This is a genomic window from Escherichia sp. E3659, from assembly GCF_005781135.1.
Lineage (GTDB): Bacteria > Pseudomonadota > Gammaproteobacteria > Enterobacterales > Enterobacteriaceae > Escherichia.
The window spans coordinates 289616-314488 of the sequence record NZ_VATQ01000006.1 but is presented as its reverse complement, the minus strand read 5'-3'; the positions used below and the strand labels follow the sequence as shown (position 1 = coordinate 314488).

23 protein-coding genes are annotated in these 24873 nt (G+C 50.8%); 15 read left to right on the top strand and 8 right to left on the bottom strand.

Annotation, left to right across the window (positions count from 1 at the left end):
• Positions 1-72: 72 nt before the first annotated feature.
• The 8 genes from FEK47_RS06885 to sapF all read left to right on the top strand — a co-directional run bounded on the left by FEK47_RS06885 (position 73) and on the right by sapF (position 7587).
• A complete protein-coding gene (locus FEK47_RS06885; protein ID WP_135486338.1) occupies positions 73-237 on the top strand; it encodes a hypothetical protein in 165 nt (54 codons plus the stop codon).
• Positions 227-1612, top strand: coding sequence for a putrescine/proton symporter PuuP (gene puuP, locus FEK47_RS06880; RefSeq protein ID WP_000996861.1), 1386 nt, complete (start codon positions 227-229; stop codon positions 1610-1612). Before FEK47_RS06885 ends, puuP begins: the two co-directional genes overlap by 11 nt.
• 134 nt (positions 1613-1746) lie before the next feature.
• Complete coding sequence (locus tag FEK47_RS06875) at positions 1747-1992, top strand: YmjA family protein (RefSeq protein WP_130208809.1); 246 nt, start codon at positions 1747-1749, stop codon at positions 1990-1992.
• A 312-nt stretch (positions 1993-2304) separates the two neighbouring features.
• Positions 2305-3948 (top strand): ABC transporter substrate-binding protein SapA, encoded by a 1644-nt coding sequence (gene sapA / locus FEK47_RS06870; RefSeq protein ID WP_130208811.1) that lies wholly within the window; start codon positions 2305-2307, stop codon positions 3946-3948.
• A complete protein-coding gene (gene sapB / locus FEK47_RS06865; RefSeq protein ID WP_064527260.1) occupies positions 3945-4910 on the top strand; it encodes a putrescine export ABC transporter permease SapB in 966 nt (321 codons plus the stop codon). Before sapA ends, sapB begins: the two co-directional genes overlap by 4 nt.
• On the top strand, positions 4897-5787 hold the full coding sequence (gene sapC, locus FEK47_RS06860; RefSeq protein WP_130208813.1) for a peptide ABC transporter permease SapC: 891 nt from the start codon (positions 4897-4899) through the stop codon (positions 5785-5787). Before sapB ends, sapC begins: the two co-directional genes overlap by 14 nt.
• Positions 5787-6779, top strand: a complete 993-nt coding sequence (sapD, locus tag FEK47_RS06855; protein ID WP_039020816.1) for a peptide ABC transporter ATP-binding protein SapD — start codon at positions 5787-5789, stop codon at positions 6777-6779. The genes sapC and sapD overlap by 1 nt, the downstream gene beginning before the upstream one ends.
• 1 nt (position 6780) lies before the next feature.
• Complete coding sequence (gene sapF, locus FEK47_RS06850; RefSeq protein ID WP_000573415.1) at positions 6781-7587, top strand: peptide ABC transporter ATP-binding protein SapF; 807 nt, start codon at positions 6781-6783, stop codon at positions 7585-7587.
• Positions 7588-7639: 52 nt separating this feature from the next.
• Here sapF and FEK47_RS06845 read toward each other — a convergent pair whose 3' ends face one another.
• From FEK47_RS06845 to FEK47_RS06825, 5 genes are all read right to left on the bottom strand, one after another.
• The gene (locus tag FEK47_RS06845; protein WP_135486184.1) at positions 7640-8803 is read right to left on the bottom strand and encodes a multidrug effflux MFS transporter; all 1164 of its coding nucleotides are present in this window, start codon (positions 8801-8803) and stop codon (positions 7640-7642) included.
• Positions 8804-8811: 8 nt separating this feature from the next.
• The gene (locus FEK47_RS06840) at positions 8812-10185 is read right to left on the bottom strand and encodes a TolC family protein (RefSeq protein WP_135486185.1); all 1374 of its coding nucleotides are present in this window, start codon (positions 10183-10185) and stop codon (positions 8812-8814) included.
• A gap of 3 nt (positions 10186-10188) precedes the next feature.
• Positions 10189-13296, bottom strand: a complete 3108-nt coding sequence (locus FEK47_RS06835; RefSeq protein WP_167854633.1) for an efflux RND transporter permease subunit — start codon at positions 13294-13296, stop codon at positions 10189-10191.
• Positions 13296-14417 carry an efflux RND transporter periplasmic adaptor subunit gene (locus FEK47_RS06830; RefSeq protein ID WP_135491190.1) on the bottom strand — a complete coding sequence of 374 codons (1122 nt, stop codon included), beginning with the start codon at positions 14415-14417 and terminating at the stop codon, positions 13296-13298. The genes FEK47_RS06835 and FEK47_RS06830 overlap by 1 nt, the downstream gene beginning before the upstream one ends.
• A 149-nt stretch (positions 14418-14566) precedes the next feature.
• Positions 14567-15130, bottom strand: a complete 564-nt coding sequence (locus tag FEK47_RS06825; RefSeq protein ID WP_135486186.1) for a TetR/AcrR family transcriptional regulator — start codon at positions 15128-15130, stop codon at positions 14567-14569.
• A 513-nt stretch (positions 15131-15643) separates the two neighbouring features.
• On the opposite strand from FEK47_RS06825, the gene fabI reads away from it, so the two are divergent.
• The 3 genes from fabI to FEK47_RS06800 all read left to right on the top strand — a co-directional run bounded on the left by fabI (position 15644) and on the right by FEK47_RS06800 (position 19705).
• The gene (gene fabI, locus FEK47_RS06810; protein WP_000506490.1) at positions 15644-16432 is read left to right on the top strand and encodes an enoyl-ACP reductase FabI; all 789 of its coding nucleotides are present in this window, start codon (positions 15644-15646) and stop codon (positions 16430-16432) included.
• Positions 16433-16575: 143 nt separating this feature from the next.
• Positions 16576-17703, top strand: a complete 1128-nt coding sequence (locus FEK47_RS06805; protein ID WP_135486189.1) for a CMD domain-containing protein — start codon at positions 16576-16578, stop codon at positions 17701-17703.
• 67 nt (positions 17704-17770) lie between these two features.
• Positions 17771-19705, top strand: coding sequence for an exoribonuclease II (locus FEK47_RS06800; RefSeq protein WP_135486190.1), 1935 nt, complete (start codon positions 17771-17773; stop codon positions 19703-19705).
• 63 nt (positions 19706-19768) lie between these two features.
• Here FEK47_RS06800 and FEK47_RS06795 read toward each other — a convergent pair whose 3' ends face one another.
• The gene (locus tag FEK47_RS06795; RefSeq protein WP_130208829.1) at positions 19769-19891 is read right to left on the bottom strand and encodes a hypothetical protein; all 123 of its coding nucleotides are present in this window, start codon (positions 19889-19891) and stop codon (positions 19769-19771) included.
• Positions 19892-19944: 53 nt separating this feature from the next.
• Here FEK47_RS06795 and pdeR point away from each other — a divergent pair, with 53 nt between their 5' ends.
• The 4 genes from pdeR to osmB all read left to right on the top strand — a co-directional run bounded on the left by pdeR (position 19945) and on the right by osmB (position 23580).
• On the top strand, positions 19945-21930 hold the full coding sequence (pdeR, locus tag FEK47_RS06790; protein ID WP_130222767.1) for a cyclic di-GMP phosphodiesterase: 1986 nt from the start codon (positions 19945-19947) through the stop codon (positions 21928-21930).
• Positions 21931-22078: 148 nt separating this feature from the next.
• Positions 22079-22252, top strand: a complete 174-nt coding sequence (gene yciZ / locus FEK47_RS06785) for a protein YciZ (RefSeq protein ID WP_130208833.1) — start codon at positions 22079-22081, stop codon at positions 22250-22252.
• Between the two features lie 93 nt (positions 22253-22345).
• Positions 22346-23095 carry a DNA-binding transcriptional regulator YciT gene (locus FEK47_RS06780; protein WP_130216058.1) on the top strand — a complete coding sequence of 250 codons (750 nt, stop codon included), beginning with the start codon at positions 22346-22348 and terminating at the stop codon, positions 23093-23095.
• A 266-nt stretch (positions 23096-23361) separates the two neighbouring features.
• The gene (gene osmB, locus FEK47_RS06775) at positions 23362-23580 is read left to right on the top strand and encodes an osmotically-inducible lipoprotein OsmB (protein ID WP_000498252.1); all 219 of its coding nucleotides are present in this window, start codon (positions 23362-23364) and stop codon (positions 23578-23580) included.
• Positions 23581-23706: 126 nt separating this feature from the next.
• Here osmB and yciH read toward each other — a convergent pair whose 3' ends face one another.
• Together yciH and pyrF are read right to left on the bottom strand one after the other, a co-directional pair.
• Complete coding sequence (gene yciH, locus FEK47_RS06770; protein WP_064527234.1) at positions 23707-24033, bottom strand: stress response translation initiation inhibitor YciH; 327 nt, start codon at positions 24031-24033, stop codon at positions 23707-23709.
• Complete coding sequence (pyrF, locus tag FEK47_RS06765; RefSeq protein ID WP_130208839.1) at positions 24033-24770, bottom strand: orotidine-5'-phosphate decarboxylase; 738 nt, start codon at positions 24768-24770, stop codon at positions 24033-24035. Before pyrF ends, yciH begins: the two co-directional genes overlap by 1 nt.
• Positions 24771-24873: the final 103 nt, after the last annotated feature.

Below are 24873 nucleotides of genomic sequence, written 5' to 3'. Positions count from 1 at the left end.
ATGTCGCGTTATGGAGCGCAGGCGGCAACGGGCTTCCGTTAACGATTAAGACTGTGACGAGGAAATGAGATGATGCCGATGATTAAATCCCCGCATGGCGAGGGAGGCTGCGTGTGCGCCCTCTCTGCGACTGACTGGACTCCGCCCCCTTTGCTTCCCTTGCTAAACAGGTTTGATTTCAGGTCGACACGACCGCAAACCTTATTACGCAGGGGAGGCAGCAATTATGGCTATTAATTCACCACTGAATATTGCTGCGCAACCTGGCAAAACCCGTCTGCGAAAATCACTGAAGTTGTGGCAGGTGGTGATGATGGGTCTGGCCTATCTCACGCCAATGACCGTGTTCGATACGTTTGGCATCGTTTCCGGTATTAGCGACGGTCACGTTCCGGCATCGTATTTGCTGGCGCTGGCGGGCGTGCTGTTTACCGCTATCAGCTACGGCAAACTGGTTCGCCAGTTCCCGGAGGCAGGTTCGGCCTATACCTACGCGCAAAAGTCGATTAACCCGCACGTCGGATTTATGGTCGGCTGGTCATCGCTGCTGGATTACCTCTTTTTGCCGATGATCAACGTCTTGTTGGCGAAGATCTATCTCTCCGCCCTCTTCCCGGAAGTGCCACCGTGGGTGTGGGTGGTGACCTTCGTCGCCATCTTAACTGCCGCGAACCTGAAGAGCGTCAACCTGGTCGCCAACTTCAATACCCTGTTTGTGCTGGTGCAAATCTCAATCATGGTGGTGTTTATCTTCCTGGTGGTTCAGGGGCTGCATAAAGGAGAAGGCGTTGGCACGGTCTGGTCGCTACAGCCTTTTATCAGCGAGAACGCGCATCTGATTCCGATTATTACCGGGGCGACGATCGTTTGCTTCTCTTTCCTTGGTTTCGATGCAGTGACCACACTTTCGGAAGAGACGCCAGACGCCGCACGCGTGATCCCGAAAGCCATCTTCCTGACGGCGGTATACGGTGGCGTTATCTTTATCGCGGCGTCGTTCTTTATGCAGCTGTTCTTCCCCGATATCAGCCGCTTTAAAGATCCGGATGCCGCGCTGCCGGAAATTGCACTCTACGTCGGCGGTAAGCTGTTCCAGTCGATTTTCCTTTGCACCACGTTTGTGAACACGTTAGCGTCTGGCCTGGCCTCACATGCCAGCGTGTCACGTCTGCTGTATGTGATGGGGCGCGACAATGTGTTTCCGGAGCGCGTGTTTGGCTATGTGCATCCGAAATGGCGGACTCCGGCACTGAACGTCATTATGGTCGGAATTGTCGCGATGTCGGCGCTGTTCTTCGATTTAGTTACCGCCACAGCGTTAATTAACTTCGGCGCGTTGGTAGCGTTTACCTTCGTTAACCTGTCGGTGTTCAATCACTTCTGGCGGCGCAAAGGAATGAATAAAAGCTGGAAGGAACACTTCCACTATTTATTAATGCCGCTGGTTGGCGCGCTGACAGTGGGCGTGCTGTGGATTAACCTCGAAGCCACCTCGCTGACGCTGGGTCTGGTATGGGCTTCGTTAGGCGGCGCATATTTGTGGTATTTGATCCGCCGCTATCGCAAAGTGCCGTTGTATGAGGGTGACAGAACGCCGGTGAGCGAAACGTAATATCCAGGATGCGTGGCGCATTATCCTGCCTGAGGGTAATGCGCCGCGCCATTAACTATAAAAAGATGTATGACCCGGATCACGAGTGCTATCATCCGCCCTTATGCTTAGCGCATTAACTCCAGGGGCAAACAATGAACCACGATATCCCATTAAAATATTTCGATATTGCCGATGAATACGCGACTGAATGCGCAGAACCTGTCGCAGACGCAGAACGCACACCGCTGGCCCACTACTTCCAGTTACTACTCACCCGTTTGATGAACAATGAAGAGATCAGCGAAGAAGCCCAGCATGACATGGCCGCTGAAGCGGGGATTAATCCCGCGCGCATTGATGAAATCGCAGAGTTTTTGAATCAATGGGGTAATGAATAATTATTTAATTGCAGACGCTCGGTCAGTATCGTTGCCCGGATAAAGCGTTCACGCCGCATCCGGCTAAAAATGACATGCACTGCAGCCTGCTTTAATGGGTTTCTCACGATCGTACCGCTCTGCTCTTCGCTAAGTTGTTCTGTGAGTTATAGTTATAGAGAAATCACGGGTACGAATGTTGAACAGATGGCGACGCCACCTGTTCAACGACCAACCACACGGCCCTCATTACGACCCCTGAACACAAACGGTAATGGCAAATGTCATTAAATATTAGTAAGATAGCCTCTTTACATAAAATCCCTTAATATTATGCGCCAGGTATTATCGTCTCTTTTGGTGATTGCTGGACTTGTGAGTGGTCAGGCAATAGCCGCGCCTGAATCCCCCCCGCATGCTGATATCCGCGACAGCGGTTTTGTCTATTGCGTCAGCGGGCAAGTCAACACCTTTAACCCATCCAAAGCGAGCAGTGGGTTAATTGTCGATACCCTTGCCGCCCAGTTTTATGATCGACTGCTGGATGTCGATCCGTATACCTATCGCCTGATGCCGGAACTTGCCGAAAGCTGGGAAGTGCTCGACAACGGCGCGACCTATCGCTTCCACCTGCGTCGCGATGTCCCGTTTCAAAAAACCGCCTGGTTTACTCCCACTCGCAAAATGAATGCCGATGATGTGGTGTTTACCTTCCAACGGATTTTTGACCGCAATAACCCGTGGCATAACGTCAACGGCAGTAACTTCCCCTATTTCGACAGTCTGCAATTTGCCGATAACGTTAAAAGTGTCCGCAAGCTGGATAATCACACCGTTGAGTTCCGTCTCGCCCAGCCGGATGCATCCTTCTTATGGCACCTGGCGACCCACTATGCGTCGGTAATGTCTGCCGAATACGCCCAGAAATTAGAGAAAGAAGATCGCCAGGAACAACTCGACCGTCAACCGGTCGGTACCGGGCCGTATCAATTGTCGGAATACCGCGCCGGGCAATATATTCGCTTACAACGTCATGATGAGTTCTGGCGTGGTAAGCCGTTGATGCCGCAGGTGGTGGTGGATTTAGGCTCCGGCGGTACCGGACGATTGTCGAAACTCCTGACCGGTGAATGCGACGTTCTGGCCTGGCCTGCCGCCAGCCAGTTATCCATTTTGCGCGACGACCCGCGCTTGCGTTTAACGCTGCGCCCGGGGATGAACGTCGCCTATCTGGCGTTTAACACCGCCAAACCGCCGCTAAATAATCCCGCTGTCCGCCATGCGCTGGCACTGGCGATCAATAACCAGCGCCTGATGCAATCCATCTATTATGGTACGGCAGAAACTGCGGCCTCTATTTTACCGCGCGCCTCGTGGGCTTATGACAACGAGGCTAAAATTACTGAATACAACCCAGCGAAATCGCGCGAACAACTGAAAGCGTTGGGGCTGGAAAACTTAACGCTGAAACTGTGGGTACCGACACGATCGCAGGCATGGAACCCCAGTCCGCTGAAAACCGCCGAACTGATTCAGGCGGATATGGCGCAGGTTGGCGTGAAAGTGGTGATTGTGCCGGTAGAAGGTCGTTTTCAGGAGGCGCGGTTGATGGATATGAGCCATGATCTGACGTTATCTGGTTGGGCGACGGACAGTAACGACCCGGACAGTTTCTTCCGTCCGTTACTGAGCTGCGCGGCTATTCACTCGCAAACCAACCTTGCCCACTGGTGCGATCCGAAATTCGACAGCGTGTTGCGTAATGCCCTCTCCTCGCAGCAACTGGCGGCGCGTATTGAAGCCTATGATGAAGCGCAAAGCATTCTGGCGCAGGAACTGCCCATTCTGCCGCTGGCCTCATCACTGCGCTTGCAGGCCTACCGTTACGATATTAAAGGTCTGGTACTGAGCCCGTTCGGTAACGCCTCCTTCGCGGGGGTGTATCGCGAGAAGCAAGAAGAGGTGAAAAAACCATGATTATCTTCACCTTACGTCGTATTTTGTTATTAATCGTCACCTTATTCCTGCTGACCTTTGTTGGCTTCAGTTTGAGCTATTTCACGCCACACGCGCCGTTACAAGGCGCGTCACTGTGGAATGCCTGGGTGTTCTGGTTTAATGGCCTGATCCACTGGGATTTTGGTGTTTCCAGCATTAACGGCCAGCCTATTGCCGAACAGTTAAAAGAAGTCTTTCCGGCAACGATGGAGTTGTGCATCCTCGCTTTCGGTTTTGCGCTGATTGTCGGGATCCCGGTGGGCATGATTGCCGGGATTACACGCCATAAGTGGCAGGATAACTTGATCAACGCCATCGCCTTGCTGGGCTTTTCCATCCCAGTGTTCTGGCTAGCGCTTCTGTTGACGCTGTTTTGTTCACTCACGCTAGGTTGGCTGCCCGTTTCAGGGCGTTTCGATCTGCTCTATGAAGTGAAGCCGATTACCGGCTTTGCGTTAATTGATGCCTGGCTTTCGGACTCACCGTGGCGGGACGAAATGATCATGAGCGCACTTCGCCATATGGTGCTACCGGTGATTACCCTGTCGGTTGCGCCAACAACTGAAGTGATCCGATTGATGCGTATCAGCACCATCGAAGTCTATGACCAAAACTATGTGAAAGCGGCGGCGACTCGCGGTTTGTCGCGCTTTACTATTTTGCGTCGCCACGTGCTGCATAACGCGTTACCTCCGGTTATTCCTCGCCTGGGCTTGCAGTTTTCCACCATGCTGACGCTGGCGATGATCACCGAAATGGTTTTTAGCTGGCCGGGTTTAGGGCGCTGGTTAATTAACGCCATCCGCCAGCAGGATTACGCAGCCATTTCCGCCGGAGTGATGGTGTGCGGTTCATTGGTCATTATTATTAACGTGATATCTGATATTTTGGGTGCCATGGCTAACCCTCTGAAACATAAGGAATGGTATGCCTTACGATAGCGTATACAGCGAGAAGCGCCCGCCGGGCACGCTGCGTACTGCCTGGCGCAAATTCTATGGAGACGCCGCTGCGATGGTCGGCCTGTACGGCTGCGCGGGGCTGGCGGTGCTGTGTATTTTTGGTAGCTGGTTTGCGCCTTACGGCATCGACCAGCAATTTCTTGGTTATCAATTGTTGCCGCCGTCATGGTCACGCTATGGCGAAGTCTCGTTCTTCCTTGGGACCGACGACCTGGGACGCGACGTTTTAAGCCGTTTATTGAGTGGCGCAGCACCTACCGTGGGGGGCGCATTTGTGGTGACGCTCGCCGCGACGATTTGTGGTCTGGTACTTGGCACCTTCGCCGGGGCGACGCACGGCCTACGCTCAGCGGTGCTTAACCATATTCTGGATACTTTGCTGGCGATTCCGTCCCTGCTGTTGGCGATTATCGTAGTAGCATTTGCCGGACCGAGTTTATCGCACGCCATGTTTGCCGTCTGGTTGGCACTGCTGCCGCGTATGGTACGTTCGATTTACAGCATGGTTCATGACGAACTGGAAAAAGAGTACGTTATCGCCGCCCGTCTGGATGGCGCAACGACGCTGAATATTCTCTGGTTTGCGGTGATGCCTAACATTACCGCCGGACTGGTCACCGAGATCACTCGCGCATTGTCGATGGCAATTCTCGATATCGCCGCACTGGGCTTTCTTGATCTCGGCGCACAACTGCCCTCGCCTGAATGGGGCGCGATGCTTGGTGACGCGCTGGAACTGATTTATGTCGCCCCGTGGACCGTAATGCTTCCTGGCGCGGCAATTATGATTAGCGTGTTGTTGGTTAACCTCCTTGGCGATGGCGTTCGTCGTGCGATTATTGCGGGGGTGGAATAATGCCATTATTGGATATTCGTAACCTGACCATTGAATTTAAAACCGGTGATGAGTGGGTTAAAGCCGTCGACCGCGTGAGTATGACCTTAACCGAAGGCGAGATTCGCGGTCTTGTTGGCGAATCCGGCTCCGGCAAAAGTTTGATTGCGAAAGCGATTTGTGGGGTGAATAAAGATAACTGGCGTGTTACCGCTGACCGAATGCGTTTTGATGATATCGATTTGCTGCGTCTCTCCGCACGCGAACGGCGCAAACTGGTTGGACACAACGTGTCGATGATCTTTCAGGAACCGCAATCGTGTCTTGATCCATCGGAACGTGTGGGTCGCCAGTTAATGCAGAACATCCCGGCCTGGACCTATAAAGGCCGTTGGTGGCAGCGTTTTGGCTGGCGCAAACGTCGAGCCATTGAGTTGCTACACCGCGTGGGGATTAAAGATCATAAAGATGCGATGCGCAGTTTCCCGTACGAGTTGACCGAAGGTGAATGTCAGAAAGTGATGATAGCCATCGCACTGGCGAATCAACCGCGTCTACTGATTGCCGACGAACCGACCAACTCGATGGAGCCAACAACGCAGGCGCAAATTTTCCGCCTGTTGACGCGTCTCAACCAAAACAGCAACACCACTATTTTGCTTATCAGCCATGACTTACAAATGCTTAGCCAATGGGCGGATAAAATCAACGTGCTTTATTGTGGCCAGACAGTGGAAACCGCGCCAAGTAAGGAGTTGGTGACAATGCCACATCATCCTTATACCCAGGCACTAATCCGTGCAATACCGGACTTTGGCAGTGCGATGCCGCATAAAAGCCGCCTCAATACCCTGCCGGGCGCAATCCCGCTGCTGGAACAATTACCGATTGGTTGTCGTCTGGGGCCGCGTTGCCCTTATGCACAACGAGAATGCATTGTGACGCCACGTTTGATGGGGGCGAAAAATCATCTCTATGCCTGTCATTTCCCGCTGAACATGGAGAAAGAGTGAGATGATAGAAACTCTGCTCGAAGTGCGTAATTTAAGCAAAACGTTCCGCTACAGGACCGGCTGGTTTCGCCGTCAGACAGTCGAAGCGGTAAAACCCTTGAGCTTTACGCTGCGTGAACGCCAGACACTGGCGATTATTGGTGAGAACGGTTCCGGTAAATCGACGCTGGCAAAGATGCTGGCAGGAATGATTGAGCCAACCAGCGGCGAGTTATTGATTGACGATCATCCGCTGCATTTTGGCGATTATTCCTTCCGAAGCCAGCGTATTCGCATGATATTTCAGGATCCGTCGACTTCATTGAATCCACGTCAACGTATTTCGCAGATCCTTGATTTTCCACTGCGTTTGAACACAGACCTGGAACCGGAACAGCGCCGCAAACAGATTATTGAAACAATGCGTATGGTTGGGCTGCTACCGGATCACGTAAGTTACTATCCGCATATGTTGGCCCCCGGGCAAAAACAGCGTCTTGGTCTGGCGCGCGCGCTGATATTGCGCCCAAAAGTGATTATTGCCGATGAAGCCCTCGCCTCGCTGGATATGTCGATGCGTTCGCAGCTAATTAACCTGATGCTGGAGCTACAAGAGAAACAGGGTATTTCTTATATTTATGTTACCCAGCATATCGGAATGATGAAGCACATCAGCGACCAGGTGCTGGTCATGCATCAGGGAGAAGTTGTCGAACGCGGTAGCACTGCGGATGTGTTGGCATCGCCGCTGCACGAACTCACCAAACGGCTAATTTCCGGCCACTTTGGCGAAGCATTGACGGCGGATGCGTGGCGTAAAGATCGTTAGTATTCGGTACCTCATTCTGACAGGGGAAATCCCCGTCAGAATGAGGTATTCATTACTTTTGATTGTCGATTCTGGTGAGAGCAACCAGCAATGCCAGCGTATAACACACCGTAATTGCCAGGCTCATTTTTAACAGTGTTTCTCCGCCAAATCCCGACAATGGCGCGGCTATACCGCCGAAGACAAACATGCTCATCCCCATCAACGCAGACGCCGTTCCAGATTCTTGCGTCCCTACTGCACTCATAGCCTCTGCCCCGCCAACAGTGCCGATGCCGCTACAAAATGCGATGGTGAAAAATAATGCCACCAGTGCCGGAATGGGCAATTGTATCCATGCGAATAAGACCGTGAGCAATGCACACAAAATTGCCGCTATCAGGCCACCTCTCAGCAATTTCATCGCGTTAACTCGTCGCGCCAGGCGCGAGAAGCTCCATGAAGCGATGATAAGTCCGATGCCGTTAAGGCCAAACACCAGGCTAAATTGCATTGGACTAAAGCCAAATTCTTTCTGCAACACGAACGACGAGGAACCGATGTACGCAAACAAACCTGCCAGCATAAAACTTTGAATCAGGCAAAGGCGCATAAAACGGCGGTTCTGCACCACGCTTCGTCCGGTTAATAGCAATGATGAGCCCCTTTTATTTTCTGGCAATGTCTCATTGATAAATAACAGGCAGCCCAGCAACAGTACGGTGCTAATTTCAGCCATCACCCAGAATAAAGTGCGCCAGTCAAAAGTGCTGACAATATAACCGCCCAGCACTGGCGACAACACCGGTGCCAGGCCATTCACCGTCATTAACAGCGCAAAGAACTGGGTCAGCGTTACTCCCTGATATTTGTCACGAGCAATAGAACGAGAGAGCACCGAACCACCCGCCCCCGCGATCCCTTGAATAAAACGCCAGACCACCAGCCAGTAAATATTGTTCGTTGTCGCGCACAAAATGGAAGAAACAATAAACAATAGCAACGACAAGATTAACGGGCGTTTACGCCCTATTTTGTCGCTCAGAGGGCCAAATAACAGTTGTCCGACGCCAAGACCGATCAGTGATGCGGTCAGCGTTAATTGCGTTATGGTCGTGGTTGCCGCCAGTTGCTCAGACATCTCCGGCAATGCCGGCAAATAAAGATCGGTACACATCGGGCCGATACCGGCTAAAAGACCAAGAATCAACGCCCATGAAAGAGAGACTCTAGCCATACTATTCCTTACTTGAGTGATGACATGCCGCCGCCCAGCGACTGCCAGATCGTGATCCGGTTCGTAAAATTAGTCAGTTGCAATGCCAGCAGCTCCTGCTGTGCGCTCCACAAGCTGCGCTGTGCCGTCAACACGGTCAGGTAATCACCAACACCCGCCTGATAGCGACGCAAGCCAACATCGACCGTTTGTTGTTCAGCTTTAACATACTGGCGCTGTGCATCCAGTTGTTCTTCAAGCGTGGTCCGCCGCGCCAGTGCGTTAGCGACATCTTTAAACGCGCTCTGAACGGTTTTCTCATAGGTGGCAATGAGCCCGCGCTTTTGTGCTTCTGCGTAACGAAGCTGCGCCAGATTACTACCGCCGGTGAACAGCGGTAATGTTACCGATGGCGCAAATGACCAGACCTGCATTCCGTGGCTGAACAGCGATGACAATGCGTCACTGCCAACACCAGCGCTGGCAGTCAGCGAAATCGTCGGGAAAAAGTTAGCCCGCGCGGCGCCAATATCGGCATTGGCGCTCTTCAGATTATGTTCCGCTTCCTGGATATCCGGGCGACGCAGCAGAACGTCAGATGACACTCCCGCAGGAACCAGGCTTATCATCTGTTCCGGCAGGCTTTCCAGTGTTCCCGGTAGCAGATTTTCCGCAAGCGTTGTACCTGCCAGTAAGTTCAGCGCATTTTTATCCTGCATCACTTGTGTCTGATAGCTGGCAACGCTGGCGCGCGCTTGCTGATAAACACTCATCGCCTCACTGACATCTGTCGCTGCCGCCGTGCCAACCTGTTGCTGGCGCTGGATAATTTTCAATGAGTTTTCTGCACTGGCCATCGTTTCTTTTGCCAGGGCCAGGTTGCTATTATCGGCCGCCAGGGTCAGCCAGGCGGTGCTGATTTCAGCAATCAGCGTTAAACGAGTGTTCTGGGCTGTAAATTCACTGGCAAGCCAGGTTTCTCGCGCCGCCCGAGATAAACTCTGATTACGACCAAACAGATCTAACGTAAAACTGGACACCGTGCCGTCAGCCTCGGCAGTGGTTCCCGTACCATTCGCCAGCGAACGACTGCGGGTCGAACTTAAGGCCGCATTCACCGTCGGGAATAACGACGCATTAGTTTGCCCATAGAGCGCCCGTGCTGAGTCAATATCAGCAATCGCTTTTTGCACATCGCGGTTACTGTTCAGTGCAATGGTCACCACCTGCTGCAATCGGGGATCGTGAATCACCTGCTGCCAGTCATGGCTGATTGCCTTTCCCTGGCCCTGTGCTCCCGGCAAGGTCGCCGGGATTGGGGATTCAGGCGTGCTGTAGTGGGGATCGAGCGAGACACATCCCGCACTCAACAGCACCAGAAAAATAAGAGAACGACGCAACATAACTTACTCCTGACGGCGCGGTTTACCGGCAAACAAACGTTTCACCAGTACAAAAAACAGAGGAACAAAGAAAATAGCCAGCAACGTAGCGGTCAGCGTACCGCCAATAATGCCCGTACCAATGGCGATGCGGCTGTTCGCACCTGCGCCGGTCGCCATCGCCAGCGGCATTACCCCCGCAATAAACGCCAGCGAGGTCATGATGATTGGGCGTAGACGAGTCTGCGCCGCGCGTAATGCCGCCCGACTCAGGGAATGGCCCTCAGCAAGTGCCGCTTCAGCAAATTCAACAATCAGAATGGCGTTTTTCGACGACAACCCGATAGTGGTTAATAGCGCCACCTGGAAGTAAACATCGTTGTTTAAATCACGCATCCAGGCCGCCAGCGCCGCGCCAAGAAGCCCCAGTGGGATCACCAGAATGACCGAGAACGGGACTGACCAGCTTTCGTACAGGGCTGCAAGACAGAGGAAAACCACCAGAATAGAAACTGCATACAGACTCAATGCCTGACCGCTGGCCAGTTTCTCCTGCAATGACAAACCACTCCAGGCCCAGGTCGTTCCCGCAGGAAGACTGTTTGCCAGTTCCTCCATTTTTGTCATTGCATCGCCGGAACTAAAGCCAGTCGCGTTTTCGCCCTGAATTTCATAGGCCGCAGAACCGTTGTAGCGCACCAGTTTTTCCGGGCCATAGATCCAACGCGTAGTGGCAAAAGCAGAGAACGGTGTCATGGCGTTATCGCTACCGCGTACAAACCATTTCCCTAAGTCTGACGGCGCGGAGCGAAATTCACTGTCGCCCTGAATGTAGACTTTCTTCACACGACCACGGTCAATAAAGTCATTCACATAAGTACCGCCCCACGCGCTTGCCAGCGTGTCGGTGACATCACTTAAGCTCAACCCCAGCGATACGGCTTTATTGTTATCGATATCTACCTGCAATTGCGGCATTTGCGGCAGGTCATTGGCACGTACAGAAATCAGCTCAGGGCTTTGATTAGCCTGCTCAATCAACTGATTACGCATTTTAAGCAAGGTTTCGCGGTCAGTCGCACCACTTGCCATTAATTCAAACGTAAAGCCATTGCTATGCCCCAGACCATCAACTGCAGGCGGCGTCATGGCAAATACCGTTGCATCACGAATTGCCCCCAACTCTTTGGTTGCCCGTAAGGCGATAGCCTGGGCGGTATTTTCTGCCCCTTTACGTTGAGACCAGTTTTTCAACGAAACAAACGCCATCCCGGTGTTCTGTCCGCTGCCGCTAAAACTGAAACCATCAACGGTAAAGATGACATCGGTATTTGCTTTCTCGTTAATCAGGAACCAGTCAACAATCTGGCGATTCACTTCTGCTGTACGGGCAGCGGTCGCCCCGGCCGGCAGCGTGTACTGCACCATGATTTCGCCCTGGTCTTCAGTGGGTAAGAAACTGCCCGGCAGTTTCCACATCATCAGGGCCATTCCACCACCCAGCACGACATAAAGCCCCATCGTTCGGGCTGCACGGCGCAGGACATAAATTACGCCTCGCTGATATTTATCTTCAGTACGGCGGTAAAAGCGGTTAAATGCGCCGAAAAAGCCTTTTTTATGCGGCGGAACATGCTGGAGGACGGAACCGCACAGCGCGGGAGTCAAGGTCAATGCCACCACCACGGAAAGCAGCATTGCGGAGATAATGGTTATCGAAAACTGACGATAAATTACTCCCGTAGATCCCCCAAAGAAGGCCATCGGCAGGAATACGGCTGACAACACCAGCGCAATGGCAACCAGTGCGCCAGAAATCTCGCCCATTGATTTTTCCGTGGCTTCACGCGCGGGCAACCCTTCGTCACGCATAATGCGTTCGACGTTCTCCACCACCACAATGGCATCGTCCACCAGCAAGCCGATCGCCAGCACCATTGCAAACAACGTCAGGGTATTAATCGAATAGCCAAACAACGCAAGAACGCCGAATGTGCCCAGCAAAACGACAGGGACAGCTAACGCCGGGATTAGCGTGGCGCGCAAGTTTTGCAGGAATAAATACATCACGCAAACCACCAGTACGATGGCTTCAAACAGTGTCTGAATTACGTCCTCTACGGAGATTTTAATAAATTCAGTGCTGTCTTTCGGGTATGCGATGTCGTATCCCTGCGGCATGTTCCGCTGAAATTCGGCAATCTTATCCTTGACCAGCGTCGCCGTATTCAGCGCATTCGCGCCGGGCGAAAGCATTACAGCAACCCCGGCAGACGGGTGACCGTTAAGTTTGCCGATCGCGGTATAATCTTCACTGCCCATCTCAACGCGAGCCACATCTTTTATGCGAACAACTGCGCCGTCTGACTGGCTTTTCACGATAATATTTTTGAACTGATCCACCGTCTGCAAACGAGACTGCGCACGTACTGTCGCCGTCAGTTGCTGAGTATTCGGCGAGGGCAAAGCCCCTATTTTCCCGGCAGTAACCTGCACGTTTTGCGCTTCGATAGCACTCTGCACGTCTGAAGGCATCAGCGAGTAAGACGCCAGTTTGGCCGGGTCAAGCCAGATGCGCATAGCATATTCTGCGCCAAAGACTTGCAGACTCCCCACACCTTCAACGCGCGCCAGCGGGTCCTGAACGTTACTGACCAACCAGTCGGCGATATCCGAACTGGAGGCTTTGTCAGTGGTGTCATACACGGCAGCAATCAGCAAAAAGTTGCTTTGTGATTTTTCCACTGTGACGCCAGTTTGCTGCACTTCACTCGGTAAGCGTGACTCAGCCTGCTGAATTTTATTCTGCACCTGAACCTGTGCAGTGTCGGGATCGGTACCTTGTTCAAAGGTCACATTAATACTGACCGAACCATCAGAGCTGCTGGTTGAGCTGAAATAGAGTAAATTATCAAGCCCAGTGAGTTGTTGCTCGATAACCTGAGTCACGCTGTTCTCCAGCGTTTCGGCAGAAGCACCAGTATAAGTGGCTGAAATTTTAATGGTCGGTGGCGCAACGTCAGGATATTGCGCGACGGGCAATGTGCGAATAGCCAGAATCCCCGCCAACATAATCAAAATGGCGATAACCCAGGCAAAGACCGGACGGCGAACAAAAAAGCGCGAAAACATCAGGCGTTGCCTCCATTAGCCTGAACTTCAACAGCCTTGACGGTCTGCCCTGAAGTGACTTTGGCGGAACCTTCAACAATCAGTCGGTCGCCGTTATGCAGGCCGTTCAGCACCAGCCATTTATCACCATACGTTTCTCCCGTTTCGAGCGTTCGCTGCTCTACTTTATTGTCTTTATTCACCACCAGCGCAGTTGCATTGCCTTTAGCATCGCGCGTGACGCCCTGTTGAGGCGCGAGAATAGCGTCTTCCATCACGCCTTCATCGACACGAGCGCGAACAAACATGCCTGGTAATAACTGTTGTTGTGGATTGGGGAAAATCGCCCGTAATGTCACCGACCCGGTAGACTCATCCACAGCGACTTCGGTGAGTTCCAGACGCCCTTTTTCGCTGTAGGTTGTGCCATCTTCCAGAATAAGTGAGACGCTCATGGTGTCACTGTTGGTCGCCAGTGACTGTTTACGCAGACGCAATAAATCGACACTGGAGCGAGTGAGGTCGACATACATTGTATCCAGACCACGAATAGTCGTTAACGCCGTATCCTGCGACGCGGTCACCAGTGCGCCAGGGGTAACCGACGAAATGCCAATACGCCCCGAAATCGGCGCGGTTACCGTGGTCCAGTCAAGATTAATGCGCGCGGTTTCCAGTGCGGCTTTTTTCGCTTCAACACTGGCTTTATCTTGTGCGCAGGTAGACTGAGCATCATCAGCATCCTGTTGTGACACACCGTTATCTTTCACCAGTCGGGCATAACGCTGCGCTTTCTGGCAATCGGCTTTTACCAGTGCCTGTGCCTGTTGTAATGCTGCCCGGGCTTCATTCCATGCCGCCCGATAACTGGCCGCATCAATTTGGTACAATGGTTGTCCGGCCTTAACTAAATCGCCTTCAGTAAATAGGCGTTTCTGGATAATTCCCCCAACCTGCGGACGTACTTCAGCACTGAGTGCCGCACTGGTGCGCCCGGTTAATTCACTGACTACCGAAACCGGTTGAGATTTGAGCGTAACAACGCCCACTTCTGTTTCCGACGGGGATGAATTGTTATTTTGCGTATTATCACAACCAGATAAGAGCAGCATTGCCACTACAGACGTTGCTATATACTTCATTATTTTCTCCAGGGTGAACAATACCCTCCTCATTAAAATCAATGAGGATATGCCAGGGATATTCAGATATAACGACCCGCATCGCGAAATGAATTTCGCAATGAAATAAGGGGGATTAATATCCCCCACTATCGGTTAATTTTTTCTTATTAATTTATCAACATGCTAACAATGTCCTGATATATTTTTTGCAGACGTTGGGGATCGCTTTTTTGCGGTGTTAAGCGACGATAAACCGTACCTTCCATCATGGTGGCAAGCACTTCAACGCAGCAACGAATGTGCTCGTCGCTAAGATGGGGATGCATTCTTTTCATATGCGCACAACCGTTAGCGAACATTCTGGCGTCAGCTTCCTCGAGCATCGCCATCACCCGTGGGTTGCGCGTGGCTTCTGCAGCCACTTCCAGCATCAACGCGTCGTCGTCCTCATTTAAGGATTTCCGCAAAGCAAGAACTTCCGGGAAGTGATCGGTACGCGCGTCAATGTCCATCTGGGCAATACGAAAGTCGATGATACGGCGAACCATCTCTTCAATAATGGCGTCTTTATTGGCGAAGTAACGATATATCTGACCCACGCTAAGCTGAGCTTCGCTGGCAATTTGCGACATACTGGCGGCATGAAACCCGTAGCGACGAAAACACCGACGGGCGGCATTAATGATTTCATCCTGACGCTGTTTGTGACGTATCTCCAGCTTGCTGGTCATTTCTGTCTCCTGGCCTTCCACTTAGTGAGAATGATCATTCTCATTTTGGCTAATTATACATTCCTCCAAAGTGATGGAAAGTATTTTTATCTTATTCATGGTGTATATTCTGATAATGAAGAGATTGTGGAGATTCTGTGAAGATAGTTGACAATATTAAATTGGGGCAGTTTATCAGAGATAAGACAGCGGCTGGTTGACGCCAGATTATTAATCACTGAGACACAACAGACGCCAGGATTGATAAATCCGCGTCTGTTTTCATCATCAAACTTACCGGAAGTAATACGAATAGTTTTAAAGCCAGACGCTATAAGATATTTCCACAATCGGCCCCTTGCAGGCGTCGCAAAATGCTCTGGACCGCTGATTCTCTCCGGTACAGAAAGCGCAACTATAGCCACCCACAGCCAGGTTGATTATAATAACCGTTTATCTGTTCGTACTGTTTACTAAAACGACGAATCGCCTGATTTTCAGGCACAACAAGCATCAACAATAAGGATTAAAGCTATGGGTTTTCTTTCCGGTAAGCGCATTCTGGTAACCGGTGTTGCCAGCAAACTGTCCATCGCCTACGGTATCGCTCAGGCGATGCACCGCGAAGGAGCTGAACTGGCATTCACCTACCAGAACGACAAACTGAAAGGCCGCGTAGAAGAATTTGCCGCTCAATTAGGTTCTGACATCGTTCTGCAGTGCGATGTTGCCGAAGATGCCAGCATCGACACCATGTTCGCTGAACTGGGTAAAGTTTGGCCGAAATTTGACGGTTTCGTACACTCTATTGGTTTTGCACCTGGCGATCAGCTGGATGGCGACTATGTTAACGCCGTAACTCGTGAAGGCTTCAAAATTGCCCACGACATTAGCTCCTACAGCTTCGTTGCAATGGCAAAAGCTTGCCGCTCCATGCTGAATCCGGGCTCTGCTCTGCTGACCCTTTCCTACCTGGGCGCTGAACGCGCTATCCCGAACTACAACGTTATGGGTCTGGCAAAAGCGTCTCTGGAAGCTAACGTGCGCTATATGGCCAACGCGATGGGGCCGGAAGGCGTTCGTGTTAACGCCATTTCCGCAGGTCCGATCCGTACGCTGGCCGCTTCCGGCATCAAAGACTTCCGTAAAATGCTGGCACACTGCGAAGCCGTTACGCCGATTCGTCGTACCGTTACCATCGAAGATGTGGGTAACTCCGCAGCGTTCCTGTGCTCCGATCTCTCTGCCGGTATCTCCGGTGAAGTGGTCCACGTTGACGGCGGTTTCAGCATCGCTGCAATGAACGAACTGGAACTGAAATAATCGTTCTGTTGGTCAAGATGGGCGGCGTTCTGCCGCCCATTTTCTCTGTTATACCTTTCTGATATTTGTTATCGCCGATCCGTCTTTCTCCCCTTCCCGCCTTGCGTCAGGATAACGATTTCCGTTATGACCAAGGAGCGCCCATGGAACAACGCCATAGTTCAGGCAAAAGCCACTGGTATCATGAAATCCAATCCAGCACTTCAGAGCATAACGTTCTGCCACTTGTACCCGAAGCCGCAAAGGTCAACGACCCTTTTTTGCTCGACGTGATTCTTGAGGAACAAACGCTGGCCCCCTTTCAGTCATGGCTGGCACCCGCACGTGCACTCGCCGGAGCGTTGTTCCCGGATCAGCTGGCCGTGACCCGCTTGCAGACATTCACCGCTTATGAACGCCTGTCTACAGCACTGACGGTTGCCCAGGTCTGCGGCGTCCAGCGGTTGTGCAACTACTATTCCGCGCGCCTGACACCACTTCCCGGACCGGATTCTTCCAGGGAAAGTAATCATCGGCTGGCGCAAATCACACAATATGCCCGCCAACTGGCCTTCTCTCCATCTATTATCGACGGTCGGTCCCGTGAGCATCTTAAAGATGTCGGCCTTACCGCCTGGGACTGTGTGTTCATTAACCAAATTATTGGCTTTGTCGGTTTTCAGGCACGAGTGATTGCCACATTGCAGGCTTATCTCGAGCAACCAGTTCGCTGGCTACCCGGTCTGGAGATGCAAAACTACGCCGATGCCTCACTGTTTGCGAATGATTCAACTCGCTGGCGTACCTGCTACGCCGTAGAAAAATTACCTGAAGATGCAGTGAATAGTTCGTCGGTTGAACTCAGCCAACTGACCGAAATACTCAATCTTCACCCCGCTCTACTTTCACGCCTTGAGGAGCTATTCGCCAGCACATTGGTTAGCGCCAAAACCAACCATCAACTTGCGACGTTATTAACCGCGCGGATTAATGGCAGCGCCGCTTGCTTCGCTAGCCAAACATATTCAACAGCAGAATATAAAGAGGCAATCCTCATTCTACGTCAGGGCGAAAATGAAATTAATCGGTGGGCTGATAGCCATTGTGTTGAGCGCGCTACCGTTCAGGCGATACAATGGCTGACCCGAGCACCCGATCGCTTTAGCGCCGCCCAGTTCAGCCCATTACTCGAACACGAAATATCATCAACGCAGGTTATTAATTTGTTGGTATGGAGCGGGCTTTGTGGCTGGATCAATCGCTTAAAAATCGCGTTGGGTGAAACATATTAACCTTGCTGCGTCAGACAGAATCGCGTAAAACTGTCAGCCGCTCTAATGGCCACCAAAATAGACAATTATGTTTCAGGACAACCCGCTGCTAGCGCAGCTTAAACAGCAACTGCATTCCCAGACGCCCCGCGCTGAAGGGGTGGTAAAAGCCACTGAAAAAGGCTTTGGCTTCCTGGAAGTCGATGCACAAAAAAGTTATTTCATTCCGCCGCCGCAAATGAAAAAAGTTATGCATGGCGACAGAATTATCGCAGTCATCCACAGCGAAAAAGATCGTGAATCTGCCGAACCAGAAGAACTGGTTGAACCTTTTCTAACCCGCTTCGTGGGTAAAGTTCAGGGCAAGAATGACCGTCTGGCCATTGTCCCTGATCATCCATTATTGAAAGATGCCATTCCTTGCCGCGCAGCCCGTGGCCTGACACATGAATTCAAAGAAGGCGACTGGGCAGTTGCCGAAATGCGCCGTCATCCATTGAAAGGCGATCGTTCTTTCTATGCAGAACTCACGCAGTACATCACTTTTGGCGACGATCACTTCGTGCCGTGGTGGGTAACTCTGGCGCGTCATAACCTGGAAAAAGAAGCGCCGAACGGCGTTGCTACTGAAATGCTCGACGAAGGTCTGGTGCGCGAAGATCTGACTGCACTGGATTTTGTCACCATCGATAGCGCCAGCACGGAAGATATGGATGACGCCCTCTTCGCGAAGGCGCTCCCGGATGACAAACTGCAACTGATTGTGGCGATTGCCGATCCAACCGCGTGGATTGCAGAAGGTAGCAAACTGGACAAAGCGGCAAAAGTTCGTGCATTCACCAACTATCTGCCAGGTTTCAACATCCCAATGCTGCCGCGTGAGCTTTCCGACGATCTCTGTTCACTGCGCGCCAATGAAGTTCGCCCGGTACTGGCGTGTCGGATGACGCTCTCCGCAGATGGCACCATTGAAGACAATATCGAGTTCTTTGCCGCTACTATCGAGTCCAAAGCGAAACTGGTTTATGACCAGGTTTCCGACTGGCTGGAAAACACCGGCGACTGGCAGCCAGAAAATGAGGCCATTGCCGAACAAATTCGCCTCCTGGCGCAAATTTGTCAGCGTCGCGGCGAGTGGCGCCATAACCATGCACTGGTGTTTAAAGATCGCCCGGATTACCGTTTTATTCTCGGTGAAAAAGGTGAAGTGCTGGATATCGTCGCCGAGCCTCGTCGCATTGCCAACCGTATTGTCGAAGAAGCGATGATCGCCGCTAACATTTGTGCGGCCCGCGTACTGCGCGATAAGCTCGGTTTTGGCATCTATAACGTGCATATGGGCTTTGATCCGGCAAATGCTGAAGCGCTGGCAGCATTGCTAAAAACGCACGGTCTGCATGTCGATGCTGAAGAAGTGCTCACGCTGGATGGTTTCTGCAAGCTGCGTCGCGAACTGGATGCGCAACCGACCGGTTTCCTCGACAGCCGTATTCGTCGTTTCCAGTCCTTTGCCGAAATCAGCATTGAACCAGGCCCTCATTTTGGCCTCGGCCTGGAAGCGTATGCCACCTGGACCTCACCGATCCGTAAATATGGCGACATGATCAACCATCGTCTGCTGAAAGCGATCATTAAAGGCGAAACGGCGACGCGTCCGCAGGATGAAATCACCGTCCAAATGGCAGAGCGTCGTCGTCTCAACCGGATGGCGGAACGTGATGTCGGTGATTGGTTATACGCCCGTTTCCTGAAAGACAAAGCCGGGACCGACACCCGTTTTGCGGCGGAAATTGTCGATATCAGCCGTGGCGGCATGCGTGTGCGTCTGGTTGATAACGGCGCTATCGCTTTTATTCCTGCGCCTTTCTTACACGCTGTGCGTGATGAACTGGTTTGCAGTCAGGAAAATGGCACCGTGCAAATTAAAGGTGAAACGGTTTACAAGGTAACCGATGTTATCGACGTCACTATTGCCGAAGTTCGTATGGAAACTCGCAGCATTATTGCTCGTCCGGTAGCATAATATTCTTTTGCGGCCCATTCATTACGGATGGGCCGTTTACTTTACTCGTCTCCGCATTCGTTTTTATCCCCCCAGATTTTTTTCACAGACTTTCGTTTGTAAACTGGCGTTTTTCCAAAACTGGATTACAAATAAATATATAAATAAAACAATACGTTTAGCCGTCGCTAATTTTATGTAATTCATGTTGGACCTTTCTTTTAATCGCGAACTCCGCTGTTAACCGGAAGACACGCTTCATGAAAACAGTTAGGGAGTCCACAACGTTGTACAACTTTCTCGGATCGCACAATCCATACTGGCGTTTATCGGAAAGCAGCGATGTTTTGCGCTTTTCCACCACCGAAACCACAGAACCTGAACGTACTTTGCAGTTATCTGCCGAACAGGCTGCTCGCATCAGGGAAATGACAGTCATCACTTCCAGCTTGATGATGAGTCTGACCGTCAATGAGAGCGATCTTTCTGTGCATCTGGTTGGACGAAAAATCAATAAGCGCGAATGGGGCGGCAACGCGTCTGCATGGCATGACACACTGGCAGTAGCCCGCGATTTATCACATGGACTCTCTTTTGCTGAACAGGTAGTGTCTGAAGCTCATTCCGCGATAGTCATTCTTGACAGCAGGGGAAATATCCAACGGTTTAACCGATTATGTGAAGAATACACAGGTTTCAAAGAGCACGATGTCATTGGGCAGAGCGTATTTAAGCTGTTTATGAGTCGTCGTGAAGCTGCAGCATCCAGCCGCAATAACCGTGGCTTTTTTCGCAGTGGTAATGCTTATGAAATTGAGCTCTGGATACCAACGCGCAAAGGTCAACGGCTATTTCTGTTTCGCAACAAATTTGTGCACAGCGGTAGCGGCAAAAATGAGATCTATTTAATCTGTTCCGGCACCGATATTACCGAAGAGCGTCGCGCCCAGGAACGACTTCGCATACTGGCAAATACCGACAGCATCACTGGACTACCGAATCGTAACGCCATGCAGGCGTTAATCGATCATGCCATTGATCAAGCTAACGACTGTAAGGTTGGTGTTGTATATCTTGATTTAGACAATTTTAAAAAGGTAAACGACGCTTACGGGCATTTATTTGGCGACCAGTTATTACGTGAGGTGTCACTGGCCATTTTAAGCTGCCTTGAACAAGATCAGGTGCTGGCGCGTCCTGGCGGGGATGAGTTTCTGGTACTGGCCCCCAATACTTCACAAAGCGCACTGGAAGCGATGGCATCGCGTATTTTAACCCGGCTTCGCCAACCCTTCCGCATTGGTTTAATTGAAGTCTATACCGGCTGTTCAGTCGGTATTTCACTTTCGCCACAACATGGTATGGACAGCGCTGCCATTATTCGCCATGCCGATACCGCAATGTACACCGCAAAAGAAGGTGGGCGCGGACAGTTCTGTGTTTTTTCGCCAGAAATGAACCAACGGGTTTTCGAATATCTTTGGCTTGATACCAACCTGCGTAAGGCGCTGGAAAACGATCAGTTAGTGATTCATTATCAACCGAAAATCACCTGGCGCGGTGAAGTACGAAGCCTGGAAGCGTTGGTGCGCTGGCAGTCGCCTGAACGCGGACTCATTCCCCCGTTAGACTTTATTTCCTATGCAGAGGAGTCTGGACTAATTGTTCCATTAGGACGTTGGGTGATTCTCGATGTGGTGCGTCAGGTGGCGAAATGGCGTGATAAAGGCATTAATCTGCGGGTAGCGGTGAACATCTCTGCGCGCCAGTTTGCCGATCAAACTCTTTTTACCGATCTGAAGCAGGTTCTTCAAAAACTGAATTTTGAATACTGCCCTATTGATATCGAGTTAACTGAAAGCTGTCTGATAGAAAATGATGAACTCGCCCTCTCCGTTATCCAGCAATTTAGTCAGTTAGGCGCACAAGTGCATTTGGATGATTTTGGCACTGGCTACTCTTCGCTTTCGCAACTGGCCCGTTTTCCCATTGATGCGATTAAACTTGACCAGGCTTTTGTCCGTAATATTCACAAACAACCTGTCTCGCAGTCATTAGTGCGCGCGATTGTCGCCGTCGCCCAGGCGTTGAATCTGCAAGTCATCGCCGAAGGCGTGGAAAGCACAAAAGAAGATGCCTTTTTAACCAAAAATGGCATCAATGAGAGGCAAGGATTTTTGTTTGCCAAACCAATGCCTGCCGTGGCCTTCGAGCGCTGGTTTAAACGTTATCTAAAGCGGTCATAAAGAGACGGATATAAACATTTAACGATACATAATCTCATTATTTATCACATTTCCGAACGATAATTAGCCTTTGCCACTATACGCTTCTCTTTTAGTGGCAATTTTTGCATTATTCATTTTTGCCTTTATTTGCCATAAGGATACCCTCATGTCTGAATTTGATGCCCAGCGCGTTGCCGAACGTATTGATATTGTGTTAGATATTCTTGTGGCGGGCGATCACCACTCTGCGATCCATAATCTCGAGATACTTAAAGCAGAACTCTTGCGCCAGGTTGCTGCATCTACGCCAGACATCCCGAAGGCACCGTGGGAGATTTAACAGTCGTGCTTTCAGGCTTTCCATTTAGCAGAAAAGGATGCCAGGCGCGTCAGCTTTTTTATTAAATATTATAACGTTATAAGAATTACAGCGATGAATTCCCGACAACAAACAATTCTACAGATGGTCATTGACCAGGGTCAGGTTAGCGTAACCGAACTGGCAAAAGCCACTGGTGTTTCTGAAGTTACTATTCGCCAGGATCTCAACACCCTCGAAAAACTGAGTTATCTACGCCGCGCGCATGGTTTTGCAGTTTCGCTTGATAGCGATGATGTTGAAACCCGGATGATGAGTAATTATACGTTGAAGCGTGAACTTGCCGAGTTTGCGGCTTCTCTGGTTCAGTCAGGTGAAACTATCTTTATTGAAAATGGCAGCAGCAATGCCCTTCTGGCTCGCACGTTAGGCGAACAGAAGAAAGATGTTACCATCATTACGGTTAGCAGCTACATTGCGCATTTGTTGAAAGACGCTCCCTGTGAAGTCATTCTACTTGGTGGCGTGTACCAGAAAAAAAGCGAAAGCATGGTTGGCCCTCTGACACGTCAGTGTATCCAGCAGGTTCATTTCAGTAAGGCATTTATTGGTATTGATGGCTGGCAACCTGAAACTGGATTTACTGGACGCGACATGATGCGTACCGACGTAGTCAATGCCGTGTTGGAAAAAGAGTGCGAAGCAATAGTTCTGACGGACAGCTCAAAATTTGGTGCCGTACATTCTTACTCCATCGGCCCTGTTGAGAAAATCAAACGGGTCATTACCGACTCGAAGATACCTGCCAGCCACCTGTTGCATCTTGAGCATAATAGACTGACGGTTCACGTCATCAACAATTAATTTCCCCTCATCTACGGATGATTTGCACTTTCGCAAATCATCCGCTCTAAGATGATTCCTGGTTGTTAATTAAGACTATTTACCTGTCCTTAAAACTTCAAAGTTGTAAACTTAACATTAGCGATATAACAGGAAGTGACTGTCACCTGCGTGATATAACCCTGCGCGAGAGGATTTCACGGAAAATAACTTTTTCAGAAAGCGTCTTAACTATTATAGTTAAAGAGAGCTTACTTCCGTGAATCATAAATTCAGGAGAGAGTATTATGTTTGTAACGAGCAAAAAAATGACCGCGGCTGTTCTGGCGATTACGCTGGCTATGTCTCTGAGTGCCTGTTCTAACTGGTCTAAACGAGATCGTAATACCGCAATCGGTGCGGGTGCAGGTGCTTTAGGTGGCGCAGTACTAACTGATGGCAGCACGCTGGGTACGTTAGGCGGTGCAGCAGTCGGTGGTATTATCGGTCACCAGGTCGGTAAATAATCGTAAATAAATGTCGATTAGCGACTCGCAATTATAATACGCTTAACTCTGTTCAGTACGAAATAACTGAATAATACACACAGTAAAATAAACGAAAGCCACGGAATATTTTCGTGGCTTTTTTTGTTAACCGCCTGCGAGTTTTACCTTCATGCCTTTCGCTTCAAGCATTGATTTTAATAAATCACGCTTATCACCTTGAATTTCGATAATTCCTTCTTTTACTGACCCTCCGCAGCCGCATTTTTTCTTCAGTTCTGCCGCTAGCTTTATCAGTTCAGCTTCATCGAGATCAACACCAGTAATCAGGCAAACACCCTTACCTTTACGGCCGCTGGTTTGACGTTGAATACGCACAACGCCATCACCTTTAGGCCGTACGGGGGCTACTTTCGGTTCATCGATACGTCCAGTCTCCGTTGAATAGACCAGACGGCTGTTGGAATCACTCATTATGCACTCCGCTGTAACGAGGCGTTGATCGCTTTCAGCGTTTGCGCTGGATCCGCAGATTGCGTCACCGGGCGACCAATCACCATATAATCAACCCCAGCTGCCAGCGCCTGTTCTGGCGTCATAATACGGCGCTGGTCTCCAGCATCACTCCCCTGCGGACGAATACCCGGCGTAACCAGTTTGAAGTCCTGACCAAACGCTTGTTTAAAACGAACGGCTTCCTGGGCAGAACACACCACGCCATCAAGACCACATTTTTGTGTCAGCGCCGCCAGACGCTCTGCATAATCCGCTGGTGACAGTGTCACGCCGAGATCCGCCAGATCGCTTGATTCCATGCTAGTCAGCACAGTTACCGCTATTAACAACGGCGCGTCTTTGCCAAACGGAACCAGCGCCTCACGAGCAGCGGTCATCATACGCGCCCCGCCAGAGGCATGAACATTCACCATCCACACACCTAAGTCAGCCGCTGCGGCCACGGCGTGCGCTGCTGTGTTGGGAATGTCGTGAAATTTCAGGTCAAGGAAGATATCAAAACCACGCTCTTGCAGTTCACGGACAAACTGTGGCCCAAATAGCGTAAACATCTCTTTGCCAACTTTCAGACGACAATCGCGTGGGTCGATTTTGTCGACAAATGCCAGCGCAGCATCACGATTATTATAATCAAGGGCAACAACGACGGGAGAACGCGTAACAGCGCGGGAAGAAGATGAAGCAGTTAACGTCATGACCAGACCTTCTTGATGATGGGCACCGGAAGTGGCGCGAAAAAGGTAAACGGCGTGCATTCTACCCGTGGAAATAAAAAATTAACAGTTGCGATTTCTCCCC

What these genes read in the sequence shown, in the direction of transcription:
- FEK47_RS06885 (WP_135486338.1), top strand. Translation starts at nt 73, where the DNA reads ATGCCGATGATTAAATCCCCGCATGGCGAGGGAGGCTGCGTGTGCGCC.
- puuP (WP_000996861.1), top strand. Translation starts at nt 227, where the DNA reads ATGGCTATTAATTCACCACTGAATATTGCTGCGCAACCTGGCAAAACC.
- FEK47_RS06875 (WP_130208809.1), top strand. Translation starts at nt 1,747, where the DNA reads ATGAACCACGATATCCCATTAAAATATTTCGATATTGCCGATGAATAC.
- sapA (WP_130208811.1), top strand. Translation starts at nt 2,305, where the DNA reads ATGCGCCAGGTATTATCGTCTCTTTTGGTGATTGCTGGACTTGTGAGT.
- sapB (WP_064527260.1), top strand. Translation starts at nt 3,945, where the DNA reads ATGATTATCTTCACCTTACGTCGTATTTTGTTATTAATCGTCACCTTA.
- sapC (WP_130208813.1), top strand. Translation starts at nt 4,897, where the DNA reads ATGCCTTACGATAGCGTATACAGCGAGAAGCGCCCGCCGGGCACGCTG.
- sapD (WP_039020816.1), top strand. Translation starts at nt 5,787, where the DNA reads ATGCCATTATTGGATATTCGTAACCTGACCATTGAATTTAAAACCGGT.
- sapF (WP_000573415.1), top strand. Translation starts at nt 6,781, where the DNA reads ATGATAGAAACTCTGCTCGAAGTGCGTAATTTAAGCAAAACGTTCCGC.
- FEK47_RS06845 (WP_135486184.1), bottom strand. Translation starts at nt 8,803, where the DNA reads ATGGCTAGAGTCTCTCTTTCATGGGCGTTGATTCTTGGTCTTTTAGCC.
- FEK47_RS06840 (WP_135486185.1), bottom strand. Translation starts at nt 10,185, where the DNA reads ATGTTGCGTCGTTCTCTTATTTTTCTGGTGCTGTTGAGTGCGGGATGT.
- FEK47_RS06835 (WP_167854633.1), bottom strand. Translation starts at nt 13,296, where the DNA reads ATGTTTTCGCGCTTTTTTGTTCGCCGTCCGGTCTTTGCCTGGGTTATC.
- FEK47_RS06830 (WP_135491190.1), bottom strand. Translation starts at nt 14,417, where the DNA reads ATGAAGTATATAGCAACGTCTGTAGTGGCAATGCTGCTCTTATCTGGT.
- FEK47_RS06825 (WP_135486186.1), bottom strand. Translation starts at nt 15,130, where the DNA reads ATGACCAGCAAGCTGGAGATACGTCACAAACAGCGTCAGGATGAAATC.
- fabI (WP_000506490.1), top strand. Translation starts at nt 15,644, where the DNA reads ATGGGTTTTCTTTCCGGTAAGCGCATTCTGGTAACCGGTGTTGCCAGC.
- FEK47_RS06805 (WP_135486189.1), top strand. Translation starts at nt 16,576, where the DNA reads ATGGAACAACGCCATAGTTCAGGCAAAAGCCACTGGTATCATGAAATC.
- FEK47_RS06800 (WP_135486190.1), top strand. Translation starts at nt 17,771, where the DNA reads ATGTTTCAGGACAACCCGCTGCTAGCGCAGCTTAAACAGCAACTGCAT.
- FEK47_RS06795 (WP_130208829.1), bottom strand. Translation starts at nt 19,891, where the DNA reads ATGAATTACATAAAATTAGCGACGGCTAAACGTATTGTTTTATTTATA.
- pdeR (WP_130222767.1), top strand. Translation starts at nt 19,945, where the DNA reads ATGAAAACAGTTAGGGAGTCCACAACGTTGTACAACTTTCTCGGATCG.
- yciZ (WP_130208833.1), top strand. Translation starts at nt 22,079, where the DNA reads ATGTCTGAATTTGATGCCCAGCGCGTTGCCGAACGTATTGATATTGTG.
- FEK47_RS06780 (WP_130216058.1), top strand. Translation starts at nt 22,346, where the DNA reads ATGAATTCCCGACAACAAACAATTCTACAGATGGTCATTGACCAGGGT.
- osmB (WP_000498252.1), top strand. Translation starts at nt 23,362, where the DNA reads ATGTTTGTAACGAGCAAAAAAATGACCGCGGCTGTTCTGGCGATTACG.
- yciH (WP_064527234.1), bottom strand. Translation starts at nt 24,033, where the DNA reads ATGAGTGATTCCAACAGCCGTCTGGTCTATTCAACGGAGACTGGACGT.
- pyrF (WP_130208839.1), bottom strand. Translation starts at nt 24,770, where the DNA reads ATGACGTTAACTGCTTCATCTTCTTCCCGCGCTGTTACGCGTTCTCCC.